Raw genomic sequence first — 26,231 nt, forward strand, 5'->3', positions numbered from 1 at the left:
CTCCGGGGGTGTGGGCATCCCCAGCAGCCCCGGAGCCCCCAGCAGCCCCGGAGCCCTCAGCAGCTCCGGAGCCCTCAGCGGTCCCGGAGTTCCCGGTGGCCCGGTGGTCTCCGGAGTCCCCGGTGGGGCGGGAGTCCTCGGCGGCCCCGGGGTCCCCGGTGGACCCGGCGCCCCCTGCGGCGTCGGAGGGCTCGGGCGGTTCCGGGGCGTCGGGCGCCTCGGGGGCCGAGGGGGCCTCGTCCGCGGAGGCGTCGGCGGGGCCGGGCTCGGGCCGGGGGTCGCCGTCCGGTCCGGGATGTCCGCCGGTGCCGGAGCCCGCGTCGTCGACGGTCACGCCTGTTGCCCTTCCGATCTGCCGAGGTCAGGTTTCGACCGGCCTCAACTCTACGGCAGGTGTGCCGCAGCTCACTCCCGGATCGCGTCCCGGGAGTGGTGCGCCCCCCGGCTCGCCGCTTCGGGGCCGCGCCGCCGTACCACCCCGTCGCCCTCCTGCACGACGTTCCGCGCCGCCCGGTTCACGCCGGGCGGAGGTGGACGATGTCCCCGGCGCCCACCGGATGCCGGGAGCCGTCGCCGGCGGTGATCACGAGGCGGCCGTCGCCGTCCAGGGCGGTGGCCTCGCCCACCACGTCGTCCCCGCCGGGGAGCATGGCCCGCACCTGGCGGCCCAGGGTCGCGCAGCCGGCCGCGTAGGTCTCGAGGAGCCCGCTCAGCTCGGGGTCGCCGCCGACCACCCGCCACCGCGTGTACCACTGCTCCAGGGAACGCAGCACGCCCCGCAGCAGGGTGTCCCGGTCGGTGACCGCCGCCCCGGCGAGCGCCAGCGACCCGGCCGTCGGCACCGGCAGCTCGTCCTCCCGCAGCGTGACGTTGAGGCCGACGCCGACCACCACGCCCTCGGTGCCGGCCCGCTCGGCGAGGATGCCGCCGGCCTTGCGTTCCTCGCCGCCGACCGTGACCAGCAGGTCGTTGGGCCACTTCAGCGCCGTGTCCAGGCCGGCGGTGCGCGCCAGGCCGGTGGCCACCGCGACCCCGGTGAGCAGCGGCAGCCAGCCCCAGCGGGGCACCGGCACGTCGTTGGGCGCCAGCAGCACGGAGAGGAACAGCCCCGAGCGGGCCGGCGCCGACCAGACGCGGTCCAGCCGGCCGCGCGCCGCGGACTGCTCCTCCGCCACCAGCACCGCGCCCTCCTCGGCCCGGCCCGCCCGCGCCGCCTCCACCAGGTCGGAGTTGGTGGAACCGGTGACCGGCACGACGTCGAGGGAGGTCCACAGCGACTCCTCCCGCACCAGCGCCCGCCGCAGCGCGACGGCGTTCAGCGGAGGGCGGTCCAGGTCCGACCAGCGGCCCGCCCCGCCGAGGGGGGAGGTGGGGTGTTCTGAGCGATCACGCGGCGTCATGCAACCCAGCGTAGGTGTGGGATACGCCGCACTGCCGGACAGGCGGTCCGCCATTACGCTACGGCTGAGTAACCATCCTCCCGCCGACATCCCCTTACGCCGACGGCATACGCCGCCGACGACCTCCACACCACCACCAGCAGGGAGCCGCACCCCCGATGGCCGAGCCGGAAGAGCTGCAGCAGGGCGACATTCACACCACCGCGGGCAAGCTGGCGGACCTCCAGGACCGCATCCACCAGGCGACGCACGCCGGTTCGGGCCCCGCGGTGGAGAAGCAGCACGCCAAGGGCAAGCTGACCGCGCGTGAGCGGATCGAACTCCTCCTGGACGAGGGGTCGTTCGTGGAGCTGGACGAGTTCGCCCGGCACCGTTCCACCAACTTCGGCCTGGAGAGGAACCGGCCCTACGGCGACGGTGTGGTCACCGGCTACGGCACCGTGGACGGCCGTCCGGTCGCGGTGTTCTCCCAGGACTTCACCGTCTTCGGCGGCGCCCTCGGCGAGGTCTACGGCCAGAAGATCGCCAAGGTGATGGACTTCGCGCTGAAGACCGGCTGCCCGGTCGTCGGCATCAACGACTCCGGCGGCGCCCGCATCCAGGAGGGCGTGGCCTCGCTCGGCGCCTACGGCGAGATCTTCCGCCGCAACACCCACGCCTCCGGGGTGATCCCGCAGATCAGCCTGGTCGTCGGTCCGTGCGCGGGCGGCGCGGTGTACTCGCCGGCCATCACCGACTTCACCGTGATGGTGGACAAGACCTCGCACATGTTCATCACCGGCCCGGACGTCATCAAGACGGTCACCGGCGAGGACGTGGGCTTCGAGGAGCTGGGCGGCGCGCACACCCACAACTCGCTGTCCGGCGTGGCCCACCACATGGCGGGCGACGAGAAGGACGCCGTCGAGTACATCAAGCAGCTGCTGTCGTACCTGCCCTCGAACAACCTGAGCGAGCCGCCGTCCTTCCCGGAGGAGGCCGACCTCACGGTCACCGAGGAGGACCTGGAGCTGGACCGGCTGATCCCGGACAGCGCCAACCAGCCGTACGACATGCACACCGTGCTCGAACACGTCCTGGACGACGGCGAGTTCTTCGAGACCCAGCCGCTGTTCGCGCCCAACATCCTCACCGGCTTCGGCCGCGTCGAGGGCCGGCCGGTGGGCGTGGTCGCCAACCAGCCGATGCAGTTCGCGGGCTGCCTGGACATCAAGGCGAGCGAGAAGGCGGCGCGGTTCGTCCGGACGTGTGACGCCTTCAACGTGCCGGTGCTGACCTTCGTGGACGTGCCCGGCTTCCTGCCGGGCGTCGGCCAGGAGCACGACGGCATCATCCGCCGCGGCGCCAAGCTGATCTACGCCTACGCGGAGGCCACGGTCCCGCTGATCACCGTGATCACCCGGAAGGCGTTCGGCGGCGCGTACGACGTGATGGGCTCCAAGCACCTGGGCGCCGACCTCAACCTGGCGTGGCCCACCGCGCAGATCGCGGTGATGGGCGCGCAGGGCGCGGTCAACATCCTGCACCGGCGCACCCTCGCCGAGGCCGAGGCCAACGGCGAGGACCTCGAGGAGGTGCGCGCCCGGCTGATCCGGGAGTACGAGGACACCCTGCTCAACCCGTACATCGCCGCCGAGAACGGCTATGTGGACGCGGTGGTCGCGCCCAGCATGACGCGCTCGCAGATCGTCCGCGGGCTGCGTCATCTGCGCACCAAGCGGGAATCACTTCCGCCGAAGAAGCACGGCAACATCCCGCTCTAGGGTCCCAGCGCTCAGGAAGGTCGCGTGGCTATGACGATCAAGGTCGTGCGGGGGAATCCGACGCCGGAGGAGCTGGCGGCGGCGTTGGCGGTGGTGCGGGCGCGGGCGGCGGCCGTCGCCGCCGGGTCCGAGGAGGACGCGGGCGCGGTCCGTGACGCCTGGGGCGACCCGGCGGTGCTCGCCGGGCGGCGGACCCCGCGGCCGGGGCCGGCGGCCTGGAGCCGCACGTACTGGCCCGTGTGATCAGGCGGGCCGGTGTGAGGCGGGCGACACCGGAGGCCGCCTGAGTACGGGTACTCAGGCGGCGGCGCCGTCGGGGACGCATGCTCGGTGGTGTGCTCTGGTCCGACCCCGACCCCGATCCCGAGGCCGGGCCGCCCGAGGACCTGCGGCGCACGCAGGTGATGCTCCGGCGGCTCGGCGTGCTGATGGCCCTCGCCATGATCGTCGCCATGGCGGTGCTCGGCGTCGATACGCTTCCGCCATGACCGATCAGCGCAACGACCGGGCCGGACGACCGCAGCGGCGGCTCGTCCTGGCCTCCCAGTCCCCCGCCCGTCTCGGCCTGCTCCGGCAGGCCGGGTTCGCCCCCGAGGTGATCGTCAGCGGGGTGGACGAGGAGGCGGTGACCGCCCCCACCCCCGCGGAGCTGGCCCTCGCGCTGGCCGAGGCCAAGGCCTCCGTCGTCGCCGCCCGCCCCGAGGCGTCCGGAGCCCTGGTGATCGGCTGCGACTCGGTGCTCGACCTGGACGGCGAGCCGCTGGGCAAGCCCGCCGACGCCGCCGAGGCGACGGCCCGCTGGCAGGCCATGAGGGGCCGCGCCGGCGTCCTCCAGACCGGGCACTGCGTGTACGACACCACCACCGGCCGGTACTCCTCCGGCACCGCCTCCACCGTGGTCCGCTTCGGCGACCCCACCGACGAGGAGATCGCCGCCTACGTCGCCACCGGGGAGCCCCTGCACGTGGCGGGCGCCTTCACCCTCGACGGGCGTTCCGCCCCGTTCATCGAGGGCATCGACGGCGACCACGGCAACGTGATCGGCCTCAGCCTCCCCCTCCTGCGCCGCCTGCTGGGCAAGCTGGACGTCAGTGTGACGGAACTCTGGGCCTGACCCCCCGGCGAAGGACGTCGCACAGCCCGTCGCGGACGACCGTTACGTCACGGTGAGTGATCGCTTCAGATCGTTCGACGTCACGTTCCGGGCGAAACATCCCTAGCCTGAACGCATGGCAGAGGAGAACCGCCTGCGCGCGGTCGTCACGCTGGCCCAGGGCATGGCCGCCGCCAGGACGCCCAGGGAGTCCTGGCGGGCCGCCGCCCTGGGCGCGAGCCACGCGCTGGGCGGGAGCTTCGCCGCGCTGTCGGTGTGGGAGCGCGAGATGGGCCGGCTGCGCGTCCTGGTGAACGTCGGCGACCGCGCCCGGGACGAGGAGGAGTTCCCCGAGGCCGAGTCCTACCCGGTGCACCAGTTCCCGGAGATCACCGAGTTCCTCCACGAGCGCTGGGCCAACGGGGGCGAACCCGACGCCTGGGTGGAGACCGCGGACGGCCCGCGCGGCGGACCCACCCGGGACCGCGCCGGGTACTGCCACCAGCGGGTCGCGGCGCTGCGCCGCCGCGGTCGCGGCTGCTGCGTGATCGCCCCGATCGTGCTGCACGGCCGCGCCTGGGGCGAGCTGTACGTGGCCCGGCCGCTGGGCGCCCCGGTCTTCGACCGCCGCGACGCCGACTTCGCCACCGTGCTGGCCGCCGTGGTCGCGGCCGGGCTCGCCCAGATGAAGCGGCTGGAGGAGGCCGAGCGCCTGGCCTTCACCGACGCCCTCACCGGCCTCGCCAACCGCCGCGCGGTCGACGCCAGGCTGGACGAGGCCGTCGAACGGCACCGGACCGAGGGCGCGGTGGTCAGCCTGGTGGTCTGCGACCTCAACGGGCTCAAGCAGGTCAACGACTCCCACGGGCACGCGGCCGGGGACCGCCTCCTGGAGCGCTTCGGCTCGGTGCTCTCCCTCTGCGGGGCGATGCTGCCGGGCACGCTGGCGGCCCGGCTCGGCGGGGACGAGTTCTGCCTGCTCGCGGTCGGGCCCTCGACCGAGGAGGTGGTCCGCGTGGCCGACGAGCTCTGCCGACGGGCCCGGGAGCTCGAACCGGGCGAGGGGGTGGCCTGCGGGATCGCCACCACCGAGGAGCCGGTCGGCCCGGTGACCTCGGCCCGGCGGCTCTTCCGGCTGGCTGACGCGGCCCAGTACCGGGCCAAGGCGGGCCGGGCCCGCGGACCCGTGGTGGCGGGCGTCGAAGGGCCGCAGGATCCCGTCCTCCGGCTCGCCGACGCACCTCCGCCGGAGGGCGGCGGGGAGCGGCGGGCGCTGCGCGGGCGCGAGCTACCTACCCCGCCCGGAACCCTTGGTTCCGATCCGGCCGAACCCACCGATGACAGCGGAGAATTCAAGCCCTAGGCTCCTGAATATGGATATGCACAAGGGGTCGACGGAAACCGTGGTGGTGGGCCCCTCCGGCCTCACGCCGGAGCAGGTGCTCGCCGTGGCGCGGAACGGCGCGCGGGTCGAGCTGTCCGACGAGGCGGTGCGCGCGCTCGCCGCCGCCCGCGAGGTCGTCGACGCCCTCGCCGCCAAGCCCGACCCGGTGTACGGCGTGAGCACCGGCTTCGGGGCGCTGGCCACCCGGCACATCGGCCCGGAACTGCGCACCCGGCTGCAGCGGAACATCGTCCGCTCGCACGCCGCCGGGATGGGCCCGCGGGTGGAGCGCGAGGTGGTGCGCGCGCTGATGTTCCTGCGGCTGAAGACGGTCTGCTCCGGCCGCACCGGCGTCCGCCCCGAGGTCGCGCAGGCCATGGCGGACCTGCTGAACGCCGGCATCACGCCCGTGGTGCACGAGTTCGGCTCGCTCGGCTGCTCCGGAGACCTCGCGCCGCTGTCGCACTGCGCGCTGGCCCTGATGGGCGAGGGCGAGGCCGAGGGCCCCGACGGCGTCCTCCGCCCGGTCCGCGAGCTGCTGGCGGCGCACGGGCTGCGCCCGGTGGAGCTCAAGGAGAAGGAGGGCCTGGCGCTCCTCAACGGCACCGACGGCATGCTCGGCATGCTGCTGGCGGCCCTGGCCGACCTGCGCCTGCTGTACGCCTCCGCGGACGTCACCGCGGCGATGACCCTGGAGGCGCTGCTGGGCACCGACCGGGTGCTGGCGCCCGAGCTGCAGGCCGTCCGGCCGCACCCGGGGCAGGCGGACTCCGCGGCCAACATGCTGGCCGTGCTGCGCGGCTCCGAGATGACCGGCCGGCACCAGGGCGACGAGCCGCGGGTCCAGGACGCCTACTCGGTGCGGTGCGCGCCGCAGGTGGCGGGTGCCGGCCGGGACACCCTCGCCCACGCCGAGCTGGTCGCGGGCCGGGAACTGGCGGCCGCCGTCGACAACCCGGTGGTGCTGCCCGACGGCCGGGTGGAGTCCAACGGCAACTTCCACGGGGCGCCGGTCGCCTACGTCCTCGACTTCCTCGCCGTCGCCGCGGCCGACCTGGCCTCCATCGCCGAGCGCCGCACCGACCGGCTGCTGGACCGGACCCGCTCGCACGGCCTGCCCGCGTTCCTCGCCGACGACCCCGGGGTGGACTCCGGGCTGATGATCGCCCAGTACACCCAGGCGGCGCTGGTCGGTGAGATGAAGCGGCTGGCGGTCCCGGCCTCGGTGGACTCCATCCCCACCTCGGCGATGCAGGAGGACCACGTCTCCATGGGCTGGTCCGCGGCACGCAAGCTGCGGCACGTCGTGGACCACCTCGCGCGGGTCGTCGCCGTCGAACTGGTCGCCGCCTCCCGCGCCCTGGAACTGCGCCGCACGGCGACCGGCCTGGCCCCCGCCCCGGCCACCCGGGCGGTGGTCGAGGCCGCCCGCGCCGCCGGAGTCGAGGGCCCCGGCCCCGACCGCTACCTCGCCCCCGACCTGGAGGCGGCGGCCGCGTTCGTCCGCTCCGGCGGCGCGCTCCGCGCGGCGGAGGCGGTCACCGGGCCGCTGCGGTAGAACGGCGCACCGCCCGGTCGCGGGACGGCGGCCGGGCGGTGGGTGTGGAGCGTGCGTCCCGTGCCGCCGGGGCGGCGGCACGGGACGGCGGCGTCGGCCGGGCTTCTTCGGCGTCGGCCGGGCTTCGGGAGCCGGCGCGTCAGCCGAGCTTCTTCGACTGGGCCGTGACGACCGGGGCGGAGACCTCGTACGGCTTGCCCTCCGCCATGTTGCCCAGGTTGACGGTCAGGTAGGTCACCACGTTGTTGCCGTGGCGGACCACCTGGCCGTGCACGGTGGACGGCTTGGCGCCCTCCTCGAAGGGCTCGCCGGTCAGGCCGAAGGCGACGGTCTCGTCGGAGCCGTCGGCGGCGACGCCCTTGTCGGTCGAGACCTTGCTGTAGGAGGCGGCCTCCTCGCCGGGCACGGTGAAGGTGAAGCCGCCGGAGCACTTCCCGACGGCGTCCGCCACGCTCTTCACGGCCTGCTGGGCGCCGTCGCCCTCGTAGGTGGCCAGCGTCACCATCGTGACGTCCATCCGCATGGCGTCCTCGAAGGAGGGCATCTCGCCGTCCTTCGACGCGCCGGGTGCCTTCTCCTGGGTGACCTGGCGGGACACGTCCGCCTTCACCTCGCCGACCGGGGAGCCGCTGAGCGCCTGGACGATCGGCTTGCAGCCGTCGCCGCCCTCGACCTTCACGTCGTCCCAGGAGCCGGAGAAGATGTCGCCCTTGCCGGGCTCGGCGACCTTGAAGCCCTCGACGTCGCCGGACGCGACGATCAGCTTGGTGAGCTCCTCCTCGGAGAGCGCCTCGGCCGCGGGGGCCTCGGCGGCGGAGGAGGAGGCGCCGGACGGCTTGGCGGCCGTGTCCGACTTCTCGTCGGAGCCGCTGCTGCATCCCGCGACCAGGGTCACGGACAGCGCGCCGGCGAGCGTGAGGGCGCTGAGGCGCGCCCGCGAAGAAATGATCATGTGCCGGACTATGGGCCCTCGGTCATGTCTGGGTCAACGACATTACGGTCACGGTTCCCGCCGCGGGGCGCCGTGCGTCTACAGCCCCAGCCGTTCCCGTCGCACCGAGTACGCGACGAAGCCCGCGCCGATGCCGAGGAAGGCGGTGCCGCCCAGGACGTACGGCGTGGTGTCGAAGGCTCCGGTGTCGGCGAGCTCGACGTCGCCGGTGCGGGCCGGGACCGTCACCGGAGCGGGGTCGGAGCCGTCGGAGGCCCCCGGGGCGGAGTCCGGGCCGGAGTCGTCGGAGGCCGCGCCGGTCATCGTCCGCAGGCCGGACGTCTCGCCGGACGTCTCGGCGGACGTCTCGAAGGTGCCGGAGGCACGCGGGACGTCGTGCGCGGGGACGCCCTCGGCGGTGAGGACGTCGGCCGACCGGGACTCGGGCCGCTCCGGCGTCACCGACGCGTTGGCGGACGGGACGAAGGAGAGGGCGCCCAGCAGGGCGCCCGCGGCGGCGGCGGTCAGCAGAGAGCGGCGCGTGGTGGACACGGATATCGATCCCCTTGTGGCGCTGGCGAATTGACCGTGTGAGCCGATGCTAGTGAAAGGCGCGGGTCGCGGGAAACCCGGCGCCCCTCCCCGCCTTACGCTCCCTGTCATGAATTCACCCCAGAACAACCGATATGTCCGTCTCGATGTCCGGCTGATCGTGGAGGTGGCCGACCCCGAGCCCCTGCGGCGGACCGCCCGGGCCCGCGTCGCCGAGGACGGCTCCCTGCCAGACGGCGAACGGGAGCGGATCGAGGCCGTGGTGACGTACGACACGGCGGAGGCCCTGGCCTATCTCGTGGACCCCTTCGACCTGGTCAGCGCGCTGCCGGGGATCGAACTGACCCAGACCTCCTGGAGCGCGGAGCACGTCGGGGGCGGGACGGATTCGCTCGAAGCGGACCCGTACGGCGATGATGCGGGGGACGGGGACGACGACTTCGCCGAGGGCGAGGACGAACCGGTACGCACCGGCATCGCCTGAGCCCTGGCGGGGAAGGCGATCCCTGCGGAACGATGAGCTCCGGTCCGCCGCGGCCCCGCTCGGTCTCGCCCGAGCAGGGGATCCCGCGGCGGTCCATGGCGTGGCGCATTGCACAATTCGCCATGACCTGGAACCGGAGCACCCGGTCTCGGCGTTGAGAATGCTGACGGGGAGTCTCCCCACCGGGTCGGGAAGCAGGGCCTCCCCCAAGGGGTCGGGTGACCAGTGACGATGGAGAAGCGTGTGAAGACGGTCGGTGAGCGGCGGCGGCGCCGCAGGGGGCTTGCGGTCGCGTCCGCACTTCTGGGCGGCGTGATGGTCCTGTCGGGGTGCAGCGGTGACGGTGACGAGGAACCCACCCGCCCCGACGCCCAGGAGAAGGTCGACGAGGCGGCCGCCGAGAAGACCTCGGTCGCCGAGATCTCCATCACACCGAAGAACGGCACGGACAACGCGTCCATCAACAACGCCGGTCACGTCTCGGTGAAGAAGGGCAAGCTGACCGAGGTCGCGGTGGAGACCAAGGACGGCCAGAAGGTCGAGGGCGAGATGTCCGCCGACCGGACCAGCTGGAAGCCGTCCGTGCAGCTCGAGCGGGCCACCACCTACCAGGTCTCGGTCACCGCCGAGGACTCCGAGGGCCGCGCCTCCCACGAGAACGCGACCTTCACCACGGTCTCGCCCAGCAACAGCTTCATAGGCAACTTCACCCCCGAGGACGGTTCCACCGTCGGCGTCGGGATGCCCGTGTCGATCAAGTTCGACAAGGAGATCGCCGACAAGAAGGCGGTCCAGGAGGGCATCGACGTCTCGGTGAGCAGCGGCCAGGAGGTCGTCTGCCACTGGTTCAGCACCGTGCGCATGGACTGCCGCCCCCAGGAGTACTGGAAGGAGGGGTCCACGGTCACCATGAAGCTCGCGCTGGACGGTGTCGAGGGCGCCCCCGGCGTCTACGGCGTCCAGCAGAAGACCGTCAGCTTCAACATCGGCCGCAACCAGGTCTCCGTCGTCGACGCCAAGACCAAGCAGATGACGGTCACCCGCAACGGCAAGACCGTCCGCACCATCCCCATCTCCGCCGGCGCCCCCGAGACCAAGACCTACGAGGGCCAGATGGTGATCTCCGAGAAGTTCGAGGAGACCCGGATGAACGGCGCGACCGTCGGCTTCACCGACGACGACGGCAAGGGCGAGTACGACATCAAGGACGTGCCGCACGCCATGCGCCTGACCACCTCCGGCACCTTCATCCACGGCAACTACTGGGGCAAGGGCGTCTTCGGCCAGGTCAACACCAGCCACGGCTGCGTGGGCCTGGAGGACGCCAAGGGCGCCGACGACCCGAACACGCCGGGCTCCTGGTTCTACGAGAACTCGATGATCGGCGACGTCGTGGTGGTCCAGAACACCGGCGACAAGACCGTCGCCCCGGACAACGGCTTCAACGGCTGGAACATGGCGTGGGACCAGTGGGTGGCCGGCTCCGCCGCCTGACCCCCTGACGTCCCGCCGGCATCCGGCGGAGGCCCGACGAGGCGCCCGTGACCCGCACCCGCGGAGCACGGGCGCCTCTCCCGTTCCGCCCGCACTCCCGTTTCTCTCACACAACGCACCGGGGGCTGCCAGCGTGCCGCCCTAGCGTGCGCGGCATGTTCCTCACCTACTTGCGCCGCGAGTTGCGCCGCCGCAGAAGGGCGGCGCTGGTCGTCGCCTCGGGCCTGGCGCTGGGCATCGCCCTGGTCGTCGTCGTCGACGCCGTCTCCACCGGCATGGGACGCGCCCAGGCCCGGGTCCTGGAGTCGCTCTACGGACTCGGCACCGACATGACCGTCACCAAGGCGCCGGAGCCGCCCGCCGAGGGCGAGGAGGACGGCGGCCGGCCCCGCTTCCGCTTCGACGCCCGCGGCGGCGAGGACGGTGAGGACGGCGAGGGCGGCGAGGGCGCCGGGGAGAGCACGCGGCAGAGCAGCGACCGGGTGATGGTCCAGGGCTTCCGGACGCTCGACGCCGGCACCGTCACCGAGGTGGCCGCGGCGGACGGCGTGGCCGCGGCCGTCGGTGGACTGAGCCTCGACGTGGTGTCGGTGGACGGCGAGTTCACGCCCGGTCAGTTCCAGCAGGGCGGTGGCGGCCGGCCGGGCACGGCGCCCGGCGGCCAGGTGGAGGGCGGCGGCGCCGACTTCTCCATCGACGGCTTCAGCGTCTTCGGCACCGACGTCACCCGGCCCGCGCTGGGCCCGCTGACCTCCTCCGAGATCACCGACGGCCGCGGCTTCGAGAAGGCCGACGCCTCGGCGAAGGTGGCCGTGGTGGACAGCGCCTACGCCAAGGAGCAGGAGCTGGAGACCGGTGACACGCTGACCGTGAGCGGCACGAAGTTCGAGATCGTGGGCCTCGCCACGGCGACCAGCGGCGACGCCTCCGCCGACGTCTACCTGCCGCTCGGCCCGGCGCAGACCCTGGCCGACGCCAAGGGCGAGATCACCACCGTCTACGTGCGGGCCGACGACGCCCAGCAGTTGGGCACGGTGAAGGCGGCCGTGCTGAAGGCCGTTCCGGACGCCACCGTGACCACCTCCGAGGACCTCGCGGACACCGTCTCCGGCTCCCTGTCCACCGCGTCCGGCGTGGCCGTCACGGTCGGACGGTGGCTGTCCGTGGTCGTCCTGGCGGCGGCGTTCCTGGTGGCCGGGCTGCTCACCTCCTCCGCCGTCGCCCGCCGGGTCCGTGAGTTCGGCACCCTCAAGGCGCTCGGCTGGCGTTCGCGCCGGGTCACCGGGCAGGTGGTCGGCGAGGCCGTGGTGACCGGCCTGTTCGGCGGCGTCCTGGGCATCGCGCTCGGCGTGGCCGCGGCGTGGGCGATCACCGCGTTCGGGCCGTCCCTCTCGGCGGAGCTCGGCGGCACCGCGGGCGCCGGAGGGCCGGGCGCCGGCGGCGGCACGGGCGGCATGGCGGGCGGCATGGGCGGACCCGGCGTCGGGGGTGGGGGCGGGATGCGCGAGACGGCGTCCCGGACCCTGGACGTCGCCCTCACCGCGCCGGTCAGCCTCTCCGCGATCGCGCTGGCGGTCTGCCTGGCCGTGGCGGGCGGCCTGGTGGCCGGAGCCTTCGGAGGGTGGCGCGCCTCCCGGCTCCGCCCCGCCGACGCCCTCGCCCGCGTGGCCTGACCGGCCCGCCGCCCTCCCCTCTCAGCAGGAGCAACCACACCATGTACGAACTCACCGGCGTCACCCGCCGTCACACCCGGGGCAAGGACGTCGTCGACGCGCTCGCCGGAGTCGACCTCACCATCGCCGACGGCGACCGCCTGGTCGTCCAGGGCCCCACCGGAGGCGGTAAGTCGACCCTCCTCCAGATGCTGGGCGGCCTCGACCGGCCCACCTCCGGCAGCGTGGTGCTCGACGGCGTGGACCTCGCCCGGCTGTCCGAGGCGCGCCTCACCCGGATCCGCAGCGAGAAGATCGGCTTCGTCTTCCAGAGCTTCAACCTCATCCCCATCCTGACCGCCCAGGAGAACGTCGAGACCGCCCTGGTCCCGCTGGGCGTGAAACCGGCGGAGCGGCGGGAGCGGGCCGCGGAGGCGCTCGCCTCGGTGGGGCTCGCGGAGCGGCGGGCGCACGTGCCCGGCGAACTGTCGGGCGGCCAGCAGCAGCGGGTCGCCATCGCCCGGGCCCTGGTCAAGCAGCCGAGGGTGCTGCTGGCCGACGAACCCACGGGGAACCTGGACGAGTCCACGCGGGACGAGATCATGGACGTGCTGGAGACCCGGTGGAAGGAGGACGGGCTGACCTTCGTGATGGTCACCCACGACTCCCACCTCGCCGCGCAGGCCCCGCGCCGGGTGACCCTCCGCAACGGCCGCCTGACCGTCACGGAACGCCGCGCCGCCTAGGAACCCCCCCCGCCCGGTCCCGGCCCGGCGGCTCCGCACCGCCCCCGGGCGCGGAGCCGCCGCACCACCGCCCCGCCCGCCCCGACGCGCGCGGGGCGGCGGTGCGGCCGGAAGGCGGGGCGAGTCACGCGGCGAATCACGCGGCGAGTCACGTGGTGGCTCGCGCGGGAGTCGCGCGGTGGGTCGCCCGGAAAGTCGCGCGGCCGGAGGTTTGGCGGGGCGGGACGGGCATAGACGGGGGTGGTCCGGTGTTGAACCGGAATCGGACCGGCGGCGGAGAACGCCTGCCTGTCCGGCCACGACGCACGATCCCCGAGGAAACCGGAGCAACCACCGGCATGACTTCTGTCGCCGCCTACGCCGCCCCCGCCGCCAAGGCTCCCCTGGAGCGCACCACCGTCGAGCGCCGGGAGGTCGGTGAGCACGACGTCCTGATCGACATCAAGTACGCCGGCATCTGCCACTCCGACATCCACACCGTCCGCGAGGAGTGGGGCCAGGCCCACTTCCCCCTGACCCCCGGCCACGAGATCGCCGGTGTGGTCACCGAGGTCGGTCCCGGTGTCACCAGGTTCAAGGTCGGCGACCGCGTGGGCGTCGGCTGCATGGTCGACTCCTGCCGCGAGTGCGAGAACTGCAAGGCCGGAGTGGAGCAGCACTGCCTGAAGGGCAACGTCGGCACCTACGGCTCGGTGGGCCGTGACGGCGAGATCACCCAGGGCGGCTACTCCACCCACATCGTGGTGGACGAGAACTACACCGTCCGCATACCCGACGGCCTCTCCCTGGACGTCGCCGCCCCGCTGCTGTGCGCGGGCATCACCACGTACTCGCCGCTGAAGAACTGGGGCGCGGGCCCCGGCAAGAAGGTCGCCGTGGTCGGCCTGGGCGGCCTCGGCCACATGGCCGTCAAGATCGCCCACGCCATGGGCGCCGAGGTCACGGTGCTGTCGCAGTCGCTGCGCAAGAAGGAGGACGGCCTCAAGCTGGGCGCCGACCACTACTACGCGACCGCCGACCCGCGCACCTTCGAGGAGCTGCGCGGCTCCTTCGACCTGATCGTCTCCACGGTCTCCGCCAACGTCGACTTCAACGCCTACCTGGGCCTGCTGAAGACCGGCGGCACCCTCGTCAACGTCGGCGCCCCCGAGAACCCGATCTCGCTCCAGCTCTTCGCCCTCATCGGCGGCAACAAGAACCTGGCCGGCTCCATGATCGGCGGCATCGCCGAGACGCAGGAGATGCTGGACTTCTGCGCCGAGCACGGGCTGGGCGCGGAGATCGAACTGATCTCCGCCGACCGGATCAACGAGGCGTACGAGCGCGTCATCGCCTCCGACGTGCGCTATCGCTTCGTGATCGACACCGCGACCATCTGACGGACGGCCGCACCCGCCCGTGACGGGGCGGAGAGCCCCGCGGGGACGAAGGGCCCCGGCGTGTTCGCACGCCGGGGCCCTTCGCGCGTCGCTCAGCCCTGCGCGTCCTGCCAGGCGACCAGCTCCGCCGGGCGGTTGGTGATGACGGCGTCGACGCCGAGCGAGTCCAGCGTCTTCCACTGCGCGGTGGTGTCCACCGTCCACGCCATCGTGGCCACGCCCGACCGGTGCAGGTCGCCGACCACCGACGGCCTGGCGGTGAGCGCCGTCGCCTTCGGGTTGTACGCGGTCAGGCCCAGTTCGCGGGCGACCGCCACCGGGTCGGCGTCCAGGGTGGACGTCAGGTAGCCGCGGGGGAGTTCGGGCGCCAGCTCGCGCGCCCAGATCAGGTGCTGCTTGCTGAAGCTCTGCACGAAGACCCGGTCGGGGGTGAGGATCCCGGCCTCCCGGAGCACGCCGAGCATCCGCGCGACCTGGTCCTTGGAGGCCGCCCGCTTGATCTCCAGCAGCAGCCGGCCGCCGCGCGCCTTGATGTCGGCGCCCTGCGCGCGCAGGGTCGGCACCCGCTCCCCGGCGTACCGCGCGGAGAACCAGGAGCCGGCGTCCAGCGCGTCGAGCTGCCGGGACGTGAGGGTGGTGAGGTCCCCGGTGCCGTCGGTGGTGCGGTCGACGGTGCTGTCGTGCATGACGTACGGGACGCCGTCCTTGCTGATCTGACCGTCCGTCTCGATCCAGTCGGCGCCCGCGCGCCGCGCCAGTTCCTGCGCGGCGAGCGTGTTCTCCGGCGCGGCGGCGGACGCCCCGCGGTGGGCCACCGCCAGAGCGGGCTCGCCCGCGCCGCGCAGGAAGGGGTTGGCCGACGGCAGCGAGGTGACCTTCACGTTGTCGAAGGAGACCGTCGCGCCGTCCACCAGCAGCGCCTGGCGGCCGTTCGCCGACCGCCGCAGCTTGTCGGTGGTCAGCACCTTCCGCCCGTCGAGGTACCAGGTCGCCCTCATGCCGCGGACGTCGACCCGCACCCGCACGTCCTTGCCGGTGCCGGCCGCGCCCACGGCAGCGGCGGTGTCGGTGACGTTCCAGGTGTCCGACGGGGTGCGCCGGGCGAACTCCACGCCGTTGGAGGCGGTGGAGCCGGAGCGCAGGGTGGCGATCCACCAGGGCGTGGCCCCGCTCGACGGCAGGTCCAGGCCGAGGGCGAACCAGCGGGAGGTGTTGTCCACCTTCACGAACCGCGCGGTCGCCTCGAAGCGGTAGTCGGTGAGGGGGGTGCCGAAGGTGATCCGGGCGCGGCTTCCGCCGGTGCCGACCAGACGGCCGTTCTGCACCTTCCAGGTGCCGCTGACCGCCTTCCACCCGGACGGGAGCGAGGTGCCGCCGAAGGTCTGGCTGACCACCGTGGCGCCGGGGGCGGGCACGGCGGTGGCGGGGGAACCCTGCCGCAGGGGCACGTCGGCGGCCACCGCCGACGGCGCGGACGCCCCGGCGGTGAGCACGAGGCTGATCACCAGTACGGTCGTGGGCCTGAGGGTTCGGCTACGCGTTTCCCTGGTCATGCTCACGACGGTAGGGAGCGGTAGGTAACGCGCCGGTACCTCAAAGTGACGGACGGCTGGCGGTCGCATGGCGGGCCGACGGCGTGATGCGGCGGGAGGAACGATGCGGGCACCGACGCCGGCGGAACTCGACGAGGCGGTCGTGGTGGCCGACGACCAGCTCCCGGAGGGCCTGCGGCAGGACCTCGCCCGGGCGCTCGGGCGCCCCGTCCGGTACGGCCCTCCCGGATCCGCGGGGCGGCCCGTCGTCCGCGTGGGAGCCCGTCGCCCGTCCTTCGCGGCCGGGGAGCGGCTGGTCTGGTTCCACAGCGTCAACGCCGGTGTCGACGCCCTGCTGCGGGACGGCGACTGGCCCGCCGGGGTGCTGCTGACCCGCACCGTCGGCCGGATGGGGGAGCGGATCGCCCAGTACGTGCTGGGGTGGATCCTCGCCGAGTGCCAGCGCGTGCCCGACTTCCTCGACGCCCACGACCGCCGCGCGTGGTCACGGCGGGAGACGGAGCTGGCGGCCGGGCAGCTCGCCCTGGTCTACGGTGCCGGGCGCATCGGCTCGTGCGTCGCGCGGTACCTGCGCGGGGCGGGCATCCGGGTGGTCGAGGCGGGCCGCGCCGCCGTGCCGGAGGCGGACGCCCTGCTCCCCGAGGCCCGCTGGGTGGTCGACGTGCTGCCCCTCACCCCCGCCACCCGTGGCTTCTTCGGGCCGCGCCGCCTGGAAGCCGTGCGCGGCGCGACCTTCGTCAACGTCGGCCGCGGCGCCACCGTCGACCGGGCGGCGCTGGAGGCCGCGCTGACCGCGGGCCGTCTGCGCTCCGCCGTCCTGGACGTCCTCGCCGTCGAACCGGCGGAGCCCGAGGACCCCGCCTGGGCGCTGCCCCGCACCGTCCTGACCTCCCACACCTCCGGGCCCACCACCGACGAGGACGTCGTCACCGACCTCCTGGCGTGCTGGCGGGCGATCGCGGCGGGTGAGCCCGTGCCGCTGAGGGTCCCGGTCGAGCGGGGGTACTGAGTTCCGGCCCTGTGCGGCCCCCGCGCCCGGTAGGGTGTCGCGCGCCTGTCATGCAGTACGGGGGGAGTCCGTATGAGAAGCCGGCATGTCCGTGCCGTCGCCGTCCTCGTCGTCGTGGTCCTCGCGCTCACCGGGGCCCGGGGATCGAGAGGCGGTGGGTGCGACGGCGGCAGCAGCGGCAGCAGCAGCCACGGCGGCGGATCGGACGACAGCGACCACGACACCGGGTACCACCACGACACCGGCACCGAACACGACACCGGCACCGACTACGACGACGACTACCACGCGAGCTCGACCGGAGGCACCGGCTCCGGCTCCTCGGCCACCAGCACGCCCACGGCCGGGGGGACCGACCGGAAGGTCTCCGTCACGGACTGCGTCGTCGACGAGATAGGCCTCCGGGGCACGGTGATCGTCGACAACCGTGCGGGGGAGCACGCGTCGTACACCGTCACGGTGGAGTTCACGGAGGAGGGCACGGTCGTCGGGAAGGCCGTCGACCACCTCGTCCCGATGAACACGGAGGGCTACCTGAAGTCGGCGGTGAGCGCCGACTACGAGGGCCCCGGCGACGTCGAACGGGAACGGCCGGTCGACTGCGAGGTCACCGACCAGTCGACGCGGGAGTAGGGCGGGCGCGCGGCGCTCCGCCCGCACCGCTCGGACGGGTGAGCCGAACGGGCGGTGCGTGCGTGCGTCGCGTCAGCCCGCGTCCGGCGCCGGGGCCACGCCGACCGGGCAGGACAGGCCGGTGCCGCCGATGCCGCAGTAGCCGCCCGGGTTCTTGGCGTCGGACAGGTACTGCTGGTGGTAGAGCTCGGCCGGGTAGAAGGGGTGCGCGGCGGCGGGCGCGATCTCCGTGGTGACGGCGCCGTAGCCCGCCCCGGTGAGCACCTCCTGGTAGGCGGCGCGGGACGCCTCGGCCGCCGCGGCCTGCTCGGGGGTGTGGGTGAAGATCGCGGAGCGGTACTGGGTGCCGACGTCGTTGCCCTGGCGGTACCCCTGGGTGGGGTCGTGGGCCTCCCAGAAGGTCTTCAGGAGCTCCTCGTAGGAGAGGACGTCCGGGTCGTACACGACGCGGACGGTCTCGGTGTGGCCGGTGAGGCCGGAACAGACCTCTTCGTACGTGGGGTTCTCGGTGAAGCCGCCCTGGTAGCCGACGAGCGTCGTCCACACCCCGGCCGGGAGCTGCCAGAACTTCCGCTCCGCGCCCCAGAAGCAGCCGAGGGCGAAGTCGGCCGTCGCCATGCCCTCGGGGTGGTCCAGCAGCGGCGTGCCGAGGACGGTGTGGGCACCGGCGGCCTGCGGCGTGAGGACCGGCGCGGGACGGCCGGGCAGGGCCTGGTCCGCGGTGACCATCACGGGCGTCGTTCGGCCGAACAGCATGGCGTTCCTCCAGATCGTGATCGCGTGGCGGAAGGTTCCGCGGGCGTCGCCGTTACAACGCGCGGGGCGGCCGCCGGATTCCTCCGGCGACCGCCCCCGCGGTGCGGGCGACCCGCTCCCGCGCCGCCGCCCGCCCGGTCCTCGCCGCGGTGTCAGGCCGCGGTGCCGTTCCTCGCGGCGACGACCGCCGCGGCGGAGATGTCCCGGAGGTGGCAGTAGTAGTGCGCCGGGTCGCCCTTGTAGGACCACGGGAGGGCGCCGATGTGGCCGTCGACCATCGTGAACTGCTCGATCGCGGCCTCGTGCCGGTCCTGGAGGGCCAGGAAGTAGGCGAGGACGTGCCGGACCGCGGGCAGCCGGGGGTGGGCCGGGTCCGAGGCCGCCGCGTCGGCGAGGGCGGCGTCGACCCGGGCGATCATCCGGGGGGTGCGGTCGACGTCGGCGCTGTCGGAGTCGTCGTGCTCGAAGTGGGCGACCAGCGGCAGGACGGTGAGCAGGCTGCCCAGCGGCGCCGAACGGGCCGCCCGCTCGGCGAAGTCCATGGCCAGCTTCTTCGACCCACGCCACTTGGCGCACCAGTACTGGAGCGCCCAGTAGTGGGCGTCGTAGTGGTGCGGGGCGCGCAGGACGATCTGCTCCCACAGCTTGTTCATCTCGGAGTTCGGGTAGCCCAGGCCGAGCGCCACGGAGATCTCGCTGACGAACGGGGTGGGATCGGCCGGGTTGAGCTCGACGGCCCGGGCGATCTCCTCGCGGGCCCGGGCGAGGGTCCGGTGGAAGCCGGCGAACTGCTCCTGGCTGGTGTGCTGCGCCCGCTTGGCGCCGCGCACCTTCCCGGCGAGCCCGACGGTGCTCCAGGCGCGGACCACCGCGGCGTCGGGGTCGTCCGGGAGGGCGTTCTCCCAGGCCAGGAGCCAGGTGTCGTCGTCGACCGCGACGTCGCCGATCACGCCGACGAAGCCGGAGCGGAGGTTCCAGTCCTCGCCGATGCTCCGCAGCAGCGCCGCGGCCGGCTGCCACTCGCCCTGCCGCGCGGCGGCCTGGGCGGCCGACCACTCGGCGGGCACCGGGCGGGCCATGGAGGTGTTCTGGGCGGAGGCGGGCAGCAGCCCCAGGACGCGGACGGCCTCCTCCTTCTTCTCCGCCTCCTCCTCCGCCTCGGGGTCGGCCTTGACGAACGCCTTGACGAAGACGGCCACCCACCAGACGCCGAAGGCGACCAGGGGCAGGGCGAGGATCCCCAGGATCCAGAGCAGTACGGTCATCACACGCTTTCGATGTCGGTGCCGGTGCCCGTCTCGGCGGGCGTCGGGGGCAGCAGGGCGCGCAGCGGCGCGGTGTCGGGACGGTCGGCGAGCGCGGCGGTGACCGCGGCGTCCAGGGCCTCGCCCGCGGCCTCCGGGTCGCCGCCGGGGAGGATCACGGTCGCCGACTCGGACCAGGAGAACTCCCAGCTCAGCAGCCCGTGCCGGCTCAGCTCCGAGATCGCCCAGGTGCGCAGCAGCCCCTCCAGGGCGGGCCGGACGAACTCGCGGAAGGCGCGGCCCTGCGCGGTGGAGGCCTCCTCGGAGAGGGGCAGACGGCGGGCGAGCTGCCAGAGGTGGCCGTCGTCGATCACCTGGAGCAGGGCGCGCAGGGTCGGGGCGGACTTGGTGTGCAGGGCGACGGCCCGGTGCAGCGGGGTGTCCAGCTCGCCGAGGCGCGCGGTCATGCCGGTGTCCAGCAGCTCGTGCCAGTCCTCGGCGCGGCGGAAGCCGAGGAGTTCCCCGGCGAGGACGGCCGGCTCCAGGGCGGCGGCCGCGCCGCGGGGGTCGGCGAGCAGGTCCAGGGCGGAGCCGCGGCCGTCGTCCGCCCGGCCGTCGTCGGGCAGCGCCTCGACGGCGCGGACCCGCTCGGCGATCGGCGGGTGGGAGTCGTAGGGGGAGAGCTCCTGCTCGGGGAGCTGGACGCGCATCTCGGCGAGCTGGAGCTCGCGGGCGCTCAGCAGGTCGCCGAAACCGCCGAAGAAGGCGCCGTGCGGCGGCATGGTGCGGGCGTCGAGTCCCAGCGTCGCGTACGACTCGAGGTAGAAGTCGTAGGCGGAGGAGAGGACCGGGACCTCGCGGAGGGCCGAGGCGGTGGCGTCCCGCCCGGCCAGGCGGGCGGCGTTGCGGTCGGCGGCGAACTCCTGGGCGCGGGCGGTCGACCGGGAGGCGCGCAGGAAGAACCTGCCGTACCAGGTGTAGACGCGGGCCATGGCCCGGTAGGTGATCCCGACGCCGGTGGTGTCGACCTCCTTGGCCTTCCTGCCCTTGGCGACCCGGCGGGCGGCCTTCTTCTCCTGCGCCGCGCGCTCCTTGGCGACCTTCTTGTCGGCCTTCTCCTGGAAGTGGGCGATGGTGCGCTCGATCTGCAGGCGGCCGCGGACGACGACGGGCCCCAGGCGGGTGTCGCCGCCGATGTAGTGGCCGTACTCGTGGGCGAGGACCGAGCGGAACTGGGCCTCGCTCAGGCCCGTGAGCAGCGGCAGGCCGATGTGCAGGCTGCGGCGGCCGGGAAGCAGGCCACCGAGGCGGGGGCGCTCCATCACGGAGGCGTTGACGTCGGCGGTCAGGACGATGGTGTCCGGGGCGCGGGTGCCGGCGGCCTCGGCCAGGTCACGGACCATGGCCCACAGGCGCGGCTCGGCCTCCTCGGTGAGCGGCACGCCCGGCGGCTCCTCGATCTTCGGCAGACGGAGCATGAACATGCCGCGGACCACCGGGATCGCGAGCACCACCGACACCAGCCAGACCTTGCCGGTGACGCCGCTCGGGGCATGGACGGCGGCCCAGTCGACGGCCAGCAGCAGCGCGAGCAGCACCAGACTGAGCAGTTGGAATCCCGCGAGCAGGATCAGGGCCCGGACGGCCCGCAGCGTGGAACTCATGGAGCTTCCCTACACATCACGGAAAAGGGCATGACAAGGCACGGCCGGGGCCGGGTGGGGGGAAGCGGATTATGACGCACCGCCGCCCCGAACCGCAAAGGTGTTCGGGGCGGCGGACGGTGGTGGGCCGGGCGCCCTGCCCGGCGGGAGAAGCGCCGGTCAGGACCGGTCGGCGCACCGGGGGGTGACGGCGGGTCAGTACCGGGGGGTGACGGCGGGTCAGCGGCGGTGGTGACCGGTCAGCGCCGGTGGTGACGGGTCAGCGCAGGAGCGAGGCCGGGCTGCCGCCGTTGGCCTCGAAGCCGGCCACCGCGAGCGCGCGGTAGACCGCGTACTCGGCGGCGGGGTCCTGGCTGAGGGTCCAGGGCAGCGCGCCGACGTGCCCGTCGACGTGGACCAGCTGACCCATCGCCTCGGACCAGCGGGAGCCGTTGACCAGGAACCAGATCAGCAGGTGCCGCACGTGCGGCAGCACCGCGTCGTCCGGCCGGGCCTGGCTCGCGGCGTACAGCGCGCCGTGCATCGCCTTGGTGACGACCTCGCTCTCGTACAGGTTCGCCACCAGCGTCAGGTCCTGCAGGTGCTCGAAGACGGCGAACAGCGGGAGCGAGGAGAGCAGGGAACCCTGGGGCGCCCGGGCGGCGGCCGCCTCGGCGAAGGAGTAGGCGAGCTCACGGGAGCCGTACCACTTCTCGCACCAGTAGTGCAGCGCGGCGAGGTGGGCGCCCATGTGGTGCGGGGCCCGGTCCAGCAGCTTCAGCCACAGCTGCTCGAACTCCTCGCGGGAGTAGCCGAGACCGCGGGCCACCGACAGCTCGGTGATGTACGGCACCGGGTCGCCCGGGGCGAGCAGCGCGGCCCGCGCGCAGGCCTCCTTGGCCTCCTCCATGATGATGCGGAACTCGTCGCTGCCCGGCGTCGCGGTGCGCCAGGCCTGCTGCACCAGGAACTCCGCGTGCACCGCCGCGCCGCCCGCGTCCTTCGGCTGCTCGCTGCGCCACACCCGCAGCCATTGGCCGCCGGGGGTCTGCGACGGGTCGCCGGCCGGCTTGCGCAGCAGCTCCAGCGAGGCCGCGCCCGCGAAGGCCTGCACACGCTGCCAGCGCCGCTCCCCCTCCTTCTCGGTGCCGGCCAGGAGCTGCGCCGCTGCCCGGTAGTCCTGGGTGCGCTGCACCAGGTCCAGCACGTCGACCAGGTCCTGGTCGGGGCCCGGCAGCCTGATGTCCAGGTCCTCCTGGCGGAGGAAGCCGTAGGCCGCCGGGTCCGCCGCGTCGGGGTCACCGGGACGGGCCAGCGCTATGCCGCCCCCGGCGTTCCTGCGGCGGTAGATCGACGCCACGACGAAGCCGAGGAAGGCGACGGCGAAGAGCACCCAGATAATCTCCATGCCACCAGCGAACCAGACGGGGTGGGGGAAGGGCCAATGTGGGGCCCACCTGCGCTCCGGGCGCGCCGGTGCCGACGCCGGGCGCCCGCACCGGTCGGTGAGGCGGGGGCCGGTCGTGCTCGGGCTCACGGCCGTCTTCGTGGCCGCGGGGGCCCGCATCGGGCTCGGCCGGCCGGGCCCGGTCCGGGCCCCCGGTCCAGGCCCGGTCCGGGCCCCCGGTCCAGGCCCGGTCCGGGCCTCCCGGTCCGGGCCCTCCGGTCTAGGCCCGGTCCGGGCCTCCCGGTCCTGGCCTTCCGGTCCTGGCCTTCCGGTCCTGGCCTTCCGGTCCGGGCCCTCCGGTCCTGGCCTTCCGGTCCTGGCCTTCCGGTCCTGGCCTTCCGGTCCTGGCCTTCCGGTCCTGGCCTTCCGGTCCTGGCCTTCCGGTCCTGGCCTTCCGGTCCTGGCCTTCCGGTCCGGGCCCTCCGGTCCGGGCCCTCCGGTCCGGGCCCCCGGCCCCTCCCCCCCGGTCCTGGCCCCTGGGCCCGGAGGGCCGCTCCGTCGGAGGAAGGACGCGCCGCCCCCGGCACGGCCGTCGGCCTCACCGGGACCGGGGTCGGTGCCGGACGGCGGTGCCGGTGCCGGTGGCGGCCGGCGGTGCCTGGTGCCGGTGCCGGTCAGTCCGTCGTCGCGTACCCGGCCGCGCGCAGCGCCCGGCTCACCTCCGCGCAGTGCTCCGGTCCCTTGGTCTCCAGGTGGACCTCCACCTCCGCCTCGGCGGGGCCCAGCCGCGGGGCCGTCCTGCGGTGGCTGATGTCCAGGACGTTGGCGTCCATCTCGGAGAGCACGGACAGCAGCGTGGCCAGCGAGCCCGGGCGGTCGGTGAGGCGGACGCGGACCGCGAAGTACCGGCCCTGGACCGCCATGCCGTGCCGCAGCACGCCCTGGAGCAGCACCGGGTCGACGTTGCCCCCGGAGAGCACGGCCACCACCGGCCCCCGGAACCCCCGCGGATCGGCGAGGAGCGCGGCGACCGGGCTGGCCCCGGCCGGCTCCACCACCAGCTTGGCCCGCTCCAGGCAGAGCAGCAGCGCCGCCGACAGGTCGTCCTCGCCGACCGTCCGCACCTCGTCGACCAGCTCGCTGACCAGGGCGAACGGCACCTCGCCGGGGCGGCCCACCTTGATGCCGTCGGCCATCGTCACCGGCCGGGGCACCGCCACCGGACGGCCCGCGGCCAGCGAGGGCGGATAGGCGGCGGCCCCCTCCGCCTGCACCCCCACGATCCGGACGTCCGGCCGGAGCGCCTTCACCGCCACCGCCACCCCGGCGGCCAGCCCGCCGCCACCGACGCCGACCACGATCGTCCGGACCTCGGGGCACTGCTCGAGGATCTCCAGCCCGACCGTGCCCTGGCCGGTGATCACGTCGGGGTGGTCGAAGGGGTGGATGAAGACCGCGCCGGTCTCCTCCGCGTACGCCGTCGCCGCGGACATCGTCTCGTCGACCACCTGGCCGTGGAGTATGACCTCCGCCCCGTACTCGCGGGTGGCGCTGATCTTCGGCAGCGGCGCGCCCTTGGGCATGAAGACCGTCGCCCGCACGCCGAGCAGCGAGGCGGCGAGGGCGACGCCCTGCGCGTGGTTGCCCGCGCTGGCGGCGACCACGCCGGCCGCCCTCTCCTCCGGGAGGAGGCCGGCGATCCGGATGTAGGCGCCGCGCAGCTTGAAGGAACCCGTGCGCTGCAGGTTCTCGCACTTCAGGTGTACCGGCGCGCCCACCAGCCGGGACAGGTGTCTGCTGCCCTCGAGTCCGGTGACCCGCGCGATCCCGGAGAGCATCTTCTGGGCGCCGCGCACGTCGTCGAGCGTGACGGGATGCGAAGCCGCGGTGGTGCGGTGGTTCATGGCCTCAGTCTCGCAGGAGCGGAGGCGGCTCACCCGCCCTGTGGAGAACCCGGCGGGCCGCGCGCGCGGCCCGTCCACAGGGCCCCCGGAGGGCGAACGTGTTTTCCACAGGCTCGTTACGGACGGGTGCGAGTCCGCGTAGCCTGTCCACCACTACCGGCCCAGATCGAAGTGAGCTTCCGGCCATGCCCACTGCACCCGACAAGTCGACGGAGTCGATGGACGTGACGACCACCGACGACGGACTCCTCGAGTCGCTCCAGTACCAGATGGCCCTGTTCGCGCGCCGCGCCGAGCAGACCCGGCTCGGCGCGGTCGGACGGCTGCGCTTCTCGATGGACCGCGCGGCGTACCTGCTCCTCAACCGGCTCGACCAGGAAGGCCCGATGGGCGTGAAGGCGCTGGCCGCCGGCATGGGCATCGACTCGTCCACGGTCACCCGCCAGGTGGCGCCGCTGGTCGAGTCCGGCCTGGTCCGGCGGACCTCGCACCCGGAGGACGGCCGCGCCGTGGTGCTCGACCTGTCGGCGCGCGGGCGCGGGAGGCTGGAGGAGGTCCGGTCGTCGCGCCGCCAGTTGATGGCCGAGCTGACCGAGGACTGGTCGCAGGAGGAACGCGACGCGTTCTGCTCGCTGCTGACGCGGATGAACCAGGCGTTGTCGGAGCGGATGTCCGTGCAGGCGGGGGGCCGCGCGTCGGGGGAGCCGGCGGACGACTGACCGGCACCCGCCCGACCGGCACGAGCCGCTACCGGCAAGACCCGTAAGACCGCGCGACCCGTAAGACCGCGCGACCCGTACGAGCCGCGCGACCCGTGCGAGCCGCGTGACCCGTGCGAGCCGCGGGCCCAGTACGAACCGCGCGACCCGTACGAACCGCGCGACCCGTGCGAGCCGCGGGCCCAGTACGAGCCGCAGGAACCCGCAGGACCCGCGAGACCTGTACGAGCTGCGGGACCCGGAGGACGGGGAAGGGGCGGGACCGAGGGGGAGGGGGGTGGCGGAACGGTGGCGGCTCGCGGCAGCGGTGCGGGGGAGCGGGAGTTCCTGGTGTTCGCCGCGGCGGCCGGCGGCCGGCTGCTGCTCACGGCCACGCTGCTCACCGGCGAGAGCCCGCGGAACCGGCCGGTGGCCCGGCGGCTGCTGACGGACGCGCTGGCCCGGACGTACGCCGTGTGGGCCCGGGTCTCCGGCGAGGGTGACGACCCCTACGACCGCACGCGGGCCGAGCTGGTGCGGGGCTTCCTGCGGGCACTGCGGCTGCGCCGCGTCCTGGGCCCCGCGAAGGCCGCGGGCATCGGCGGTCCACTGGGCGAGCTGCGGCCGCTCGCCCGGGCGGCGCTGGTGCTGCGGCTGCACGAGGGGATCGACACCGAGCGCACGGCGATGCTGCTGGGATGCGGCACGGCCCGGGTGGAGGCGCTCACCGCGGGGGCGGCGCGACGGTTCGCGGCCGGGGCCGGGCCGCAGTGCGAGGCGGAGGCCCGGCGCGTGCTGGGCGCCCTCCCGGTTCCGGTGGTCCCCGCGGGCCTCGCGGACGCGGCGGTCGGGGCCGGCCGGCGGCTGCGGCGCGCGAGGGCGTGGAGGCGGGCGCTGGCCGCGGCGGCCTTCCTCACCGGGGCCGGCGCCGCGGCGGCCGCCGCGACGGGGCTGTGGAGGTAGCCACC

General features: G+C 74.1%; 24 protein-coding genes. 15 read left to right on the forward strand and 9 right to left on the reverse strand.

Going from position 1 to position 26,231, the window contains the following annotated elements:
- Positions 1-515: 515 nt before the first annotated feature.
- The gene (locus ABZ836_RS01555) at positions 516-1,400 is read right to left on the reverse strand and encodes a biotin--[acetyl-CoA-carboxylase] ligase (protein WP_356129068.1); all 885 of its coding nucleotides are present in this window, start codon (positions 1,398-1,400) and stop codon (positions 516-518) included.
- 158 nt (positions 1,401-1,558) lie between these two features.
- On the opposite strand from ABZ836_RS01555, the gene ABZ836_RS01560 reads away from it, so the two are divergent.
- From ABZ836_RS01560 to hutH, 6 genes are all read left to right on the forward strand, one after another.
- Positions 1,559-3,163 carry an acyl-CoA carboxylase subunit beta gene (locus ABZ836_RS01560; protein ID WP_356129071.1) on the forward strand — a complete coding sequence of 535 codons (1,605 nt, stop codon included), beginning with the start codon at positions 1,559-1,561 and terminating at the stop codon, positions 3,161-3,163.
- A gap of 30 nt (positions 3,164-3,193) precedes the next feature.
- On the forward strand, positions 3,194-3,406 hold the full coding sequence (locus ABZ836_RS01565; RefSeq protein WP_356129226.1) for an acyl-CoA carboxylase epsilon subunit: 213 nt from the start codon (positions 3,194-3,196) through the stop codon (positions 3,404-3,406).
- Positions 3,407-3,486: 80 nt separating this feature from the next.
- Entirely contained in the window at positions 3,487-3,651 is a 165-nt protein-coding gene (locus ABZ836_RS01570) for a hypothetical protein (RefSeq protein WP_361138562.1), read from the forward strand.
- The gene (locus ABZ836_RS01575; protein WP_361138270.1) at positions 3,648-4,277 is read left to right on the forward strand and encodes a nucleoside triphosphate pyrophosphatase; all 630 of its coding nucleotides are present in this window, start codon (positions 3,648-3,650) and stop codon (positions 4,275-4,277) included. Before ABZ836_RS01570 ends, ABZ836_RS01575 begins: the two co-directional genes overlap by 4 nt.
- A 115-nt stretch (positions 4,278-4,392) precedes the next feature.
- A complete protein-coding gene (locus ABZ836_RS01580; RefSeq protein ID WP_361138272.1) occupies positions 4,393-5,619 on the forward strand; it encodes a GGDEF domain-containing protein in 1,227 nt (408 codons plus the stop codon).
- 10 nt (positions 5,620-5,629) lie between these two features.
- Positions 5,630-7,198, forward strand: coding sequence for a histidine ammonia-lyase (hutH, locus tag ABZ836_RS01585; RefSeq protein WP_361138273.1), 1,569 nt, complete (start codon positions 5,630-5,632; stop codon positions 7,196-7,198).
- 139 nt (positions 7,199-7,337) lie between these two features.
- Here hutH and ABZ836_RS01590 read toward each other — a convergent pair whose 3' ends face one another.
- Together ABZ836_RS01590 and ABZ836_RS01595 are read right to left on the reverse strand one after the other, a co-directional pair.
- Positions 7,338-8,150 (reverse strand): hypothetical protein, encoded by an 813-nt coding sequence (locus ABZ836_RS01590; protein ID WP_356129085.1) that lies wholly within the window; start codon positions 8,148-8,150, stop codon positions 7,338-7,340.
- Between the two features lie 78 nt (positions 8,151-8,228).
- Positions 8,229-8,681, reverse strand: coding sequence for a cell wall protein (locus ABZ836_RS01595; protein WP_356129088.1), 453 nt, complete (start codon positions 8,679-8,681; stop codon positions 8,229-8,231).
- A 109-nt stretch (positions 8,682-8,790) separates the two neighbouring features.
- On the opposite strand from ABZ836_RS01595, the gene ABZ836_RS01600 reads away from it, so the two are divergent.
- From ABZ836_RS01600 to ABZ836_RS01620, 5 genes are all read left to right on the forward strand, one after another.
- A complete protein-coding gene (locus tag ABZ836_RS01600; protein WP_356129091.1) occupies positions 8,791-9,165 on the forward strand; it encodes a hypothetical protein in 375 nt (124 codons plus the stop codon).
- A gap of 231 nt (positions 9,166-9,396) precedes the next feature.
- Positions 9,397-10,659: an Ig-like domain-containing protein gene (locus tag ABZ836_RS01605; RefSeq protein WP_356129094.1), complete on the forward strand. Its 1,263-nt coding sequence runs from the start codon at positions 9,397-9,399 to the stop codon at positions 10,657-10,659.
- 155 nt (positions 10,660-10,814) lie between these two features.
- Positions 10,815-12,332 carry an ABC transporter permease gene (locus ABZ836_RS01610; RefSeq protein ID WP_361138276.1) on the forward strand — a complete coding sequence of 506 codons (1,518 nt, stop codon included), beginning with the start codon at positions 10,815-10,817 and terminating at the stop codon, positions 12,330-12,332.
- Positions 12,333-12,373: 41 nt separating this feature from the next.
- Positions 12,374-13,057, forward strand: a complete 684-nt coding sequence (locus tag ABZ836_RS01615; RefSeq protein WP_361138278.1) for an ABC transporter ATP-binding protein — start codon at positions 12,374-12,376, stop codon at positions 13,055-13,057.
- Positions 13,058-13,395: 338 nt separating this feature from the next.
- Positions 13,396-14,436: an NAD(P)-dependent alcohol dehydrogenase gene (locus ABZ836_RS01620; RefSeq protein WP_356129103.1), complete on the forward strand. Its 1,041-nt coding sequence runs from the start codon at positions 13,396-13,398 to the stop codon at positions 14,434-14,436.
- A 92-nt stretch (positions 14,437-14,528) separates the two neighbouring features.
- Here the strand turns inward: ABZ836_RS01620 and ABZ836_RS01625 are convergent, their stop codons facing one another.
- Complete coding sequence (locus ABZ836_RS01625; protein ID WP_361138280.1) at positions 14,529-15,989, reverse strand: glycerophosphodiester phosphodiesterase family protein; 1,461 nt, start codon at positions 15,987-15,989, stop codon at positions 14,529-14,531.
- Positions 15,990-16,092: 103 nt separating this feature from the next.
- Here ABZ836_RS01625 and ABZ836_RS01630 point away from each other — a divergent pair, with 103 nt between their 5' ends.
- Together ABZ836_RS01630 and ABZ836_RS01635 are read left to right on the forward strand one after the other, a co-directional pair.
- Complete coding sequence (locus tag ABZ836_RS01630) at positions 16,093-16,998, forward strand: NAD(P)-dependent oxidoreductase (RefSeq protein ID WP_356129109.1); 906 nt, start codon at positions 16,093-16,095, stop codon at positions 16,996-16,998.
- A 72-nt stretch (positions 16,999-17,070) separates the two neighbouring features.
- On the forward strand, positions 17,071-17,631 hold the full coding sequence (locus tag ABZ836_RS01635; RefSeq protein ID WP_361138282.1) for a hypothetical protein: 561 nt from the start codon (positions 17,071-17,073) through the stop codon (positions 17,629-17,631).
- A gap of 72 nt (positions 17,632-17,703) precedes the next feature.
- On the opposite strand, the gene msrA is transcribed toward ABZ836_RS01635, so the two are convergent.
- From msrA to ilvA, 5 genes are all read right to left on the reverse strand, one after another.
- On the reverse strand, positions 17,704-18,387 hold the full coding sequence (msrA, locus tag ABZ836_RS01640; protein WP_356129113.1) for a peptide-methionine (S)-S-oxide reductase MsrA: 684 nt from the start codon (positions 18,385-18,387) through the stop codon (positions 17,704-17,706).
- A gap of 152 nt (positions 18,388-18,539) precedes the next feature.
- On the reverse strand, positions 18,540-19,652 hold the full coding sequence (locus ABZ836_RS01645; RefSeq protein ID WP_361138285.1) for a hypothetical protein: 1,113 nt from the start codon (positions 19,650-19,652) through the stop codon (positions 18,540-18,542).
- Positions 19,652-21,295, reverse strand: a complete 1,644-nt coding sequence (locus ABZ836_RS01650) for a M48 family metallopeptidase (protein ID WP_356129119.1) — start codon at positions 21,293-21,295, stop codon at positions 19,652-19,654. Before ABZ836_RS01650 ends, ABZ836_RS01645 begins: the two co-directional genes overlap by 1 nt.
- Positions 21,296-21,554: 259 nt before the next feature.
- The gene (locus ABZ836_RS01655; RefSeq protein WP_356129122.1) at positions 21,555-22,682 is read right to left on the reverse strand and encodes a hypothetical protein; all 1,128 of its coding nucleotides are present in this window, start codon (positions 22,680-22,682) and stop codon (positions 21,555-21,557) included.
- Between the two features lie 653 nt (positions 22,683-23,335).
- Positions 23,336-24,565: a threonine ammonia-lyase gene (gene ilvA / locus ABZ836_RS01660; RefSeq protein ID WP_356129125.1), complete on the reverse strand. Its 1,230-nt coding sequence runs from the start codon at positions 24,563-24,565 to the stop codon at positions 23,336-23,338.
- Positions 24,566-24,750: 185 nt separating this feature from the next.
- Between ilvA and ABZ836_RS01665 the strand changes: the two genes are divergently transcribed.
- Both ABZ836_RS01665 and ABZ836_RS01670 read left to right on the forward strand, forming a co-directional pair.
- Positions 24,751-25,284, forward strand: a complete 534-nt coding sequence (locus tag ABZ836_RS01665; protein WP_356129127.1) for a MarR family transcriptional regulator — start codon at positions 24,751-24,753, stop codon at positions 25,282-25,284.
- A 288-nt stretch (positions 25,285-25,572) separates the two neighbouring features.
- Complete coding sequence (locus tag ABZ836_RS01670) at positions 25,573-26,226, forward strand: hypothetical protein (protein WP_361138288.1); 654 nt, start codon at positions 25,573-25,575, stop codon at positions 26,224-26,226.
- Positions 26,227-26,231 lie beyond the last annotated feature (5 nt).

Origin of the sequence: Streptomyces sp. NPDC047130 (assembly GCF_040643475.1) — a bacterium.
GTDB lineage: Bacteria > Actinomycetota > Actinomycetes > Streptomycetales > Streptomycetaceae > Streptomyces.

Coding starts and splice junctions, on each gene's coding strand:
- ABZ836_RS01555 (WP_356129068.1), bottom strand. CDS start 1,400: ATGACGCCGCGTGATCGCTCAGAACACCCCACCTCCCCCCTCGGCGGG.
- ABZ836_RS01560 (WP_356129071.1), top strand. CDS start 1,559: ATGGCCGAGCCGGAAGAGCTGCAGCAGGGCGACATTCACACCACCGCG.
- ABZ836_RS01565 (WP_356129226.1), top strand. CDS start 3,194: ATGACGATCAAGGTCGTGCGGGGGAATCCGACGCCGGAGGAGCTGGCG.
- ABZ836_RS01570 (WP_361138562.1), top strand. CDS start 3,487: ATGCTCGGTGGTGTGCTCTGGTCCGACCCCGACCCCGATCCCGAGGCC.
- ABZ836_RS01575 (WP_361138270.1), top strand. CDS start 3,648: ATGACCGATCAGCGCAACGACCGGGCCGGACGACCGCAGCGGCGGCTC.
- ABZ836_RS01580 (WP_361138272.1), top strand. CDS start 4,393: ATGGCAGAGGAGAACCGCCTGCGCGCGGTCGTCACGCTGGCCCAGGGC.
- hutH (WP_361138273.1), top strand. CDS start 5,630: ATGGATATGCACAAGGGGTCGACGGAAACCGTGGTGGTGGGCCCCTCC.
- ABZ836_RS01590 (WP_356129085.1), bottom strand. CDS start 8,150: ATGATCATTTCTTCGCGGGCGCGCCTCAGCGCCCTCACGCTCGCCGGC.
- ABZ836_RS01600 (WP_356129091.1), top strand. CDS start 8,791: ATGAATTCACCCCAGAACAACCGATATGTCCGTCTCGATGTCCGGCTG.
- ABZ836_RS01605 (WP_356129094.1), top strand. CDS start 9,397: ATGGAGAAGCGTGTGAAGACGGTCGGTGAGCGGCGGCGGCGCCGCAGG.
- ABZ836_RS01610 (WP_361138276.1), top strand. CDS start 10,815: ATGTTCCTCACCTACTTGCGCCGCGAGTTGCGCCGCCGCAGAAGGGCG.
- ABZ836_RS01615 (WP_361138278.1), top strand. CDS start 12,374: ATGTACGAACTCACCGGCGTCACCCGCCGTCACACCCGGGGCAAGGAC.
- ABZ836_RS01620 (WP_356129103.1), top strand. CDS start 13,396: ATGACTTCTGTCGCCGCCTACGCCGCCCCCGCCGCCAAGGCTCCCCTG.
- ABZ836_RS01625 (WP_361138280.1), bottom strand. CDS start 15,989: ATGACCAGGGAAACGCGTAGCCGAACCCTCAGGCCCACGACCGTACTG.
- ABZ836_RS01630 (WP_356129109.1), top strand. CDS start 16,093: ATGCGGGCACCGACGCCGGCGGAACTCGACGAGGCGGTCGTGGTGGCC.
- ABZ836_RS01635 (WP_361138282.1), top strand. CDS start 17,071: ATGAGAAGCCGGCATGTCCGTGCCGTCGCCGTCCTCGTCGTCGTGGTC.
- msrA (WP_356129113.1), bottom strand. CDS start 18,387: ATGCTGTTCGGCCGAACGACGCCCGTGATGGTCACCGCGGACCAGGCC.
- ABZ836_RS01645 (WP_361138285.1), bottom strand. CDS start 19,652: ATGACCGTACTGCTCTGGATCCTGGGGATCCTCGCCCTGCCCCTGGTC.
- ABZ836_RS01650 (WP_356129119.1), bottom strand. CDS start 21,295: ATGAGTTCCACGCTGCGGGCCGTCCGGGCCCTGATCCTGCTCGCGGGA.
- ABZ836_RS01655 (WP_356129122.1), bottom strand. CDS start 22,682: ATGGAGATTATCTGGGTGCTCTTCGCCGTCGCCTTCCTCGGCTTCGTC.
- ilvA (WP_356129125.1), bottom strand. CDS start 24,565: ATGAACCACCGCACCACCGCGGCTTCGCATCCCGTCACGCTCGACGAC.
- ABZ836_RS01665 (WP_356129127.1), top strand. CDS start 24,751: ATGCCCACTGCACCCGACAAGTCGACGGAGTCGATGGACGTGACGACC.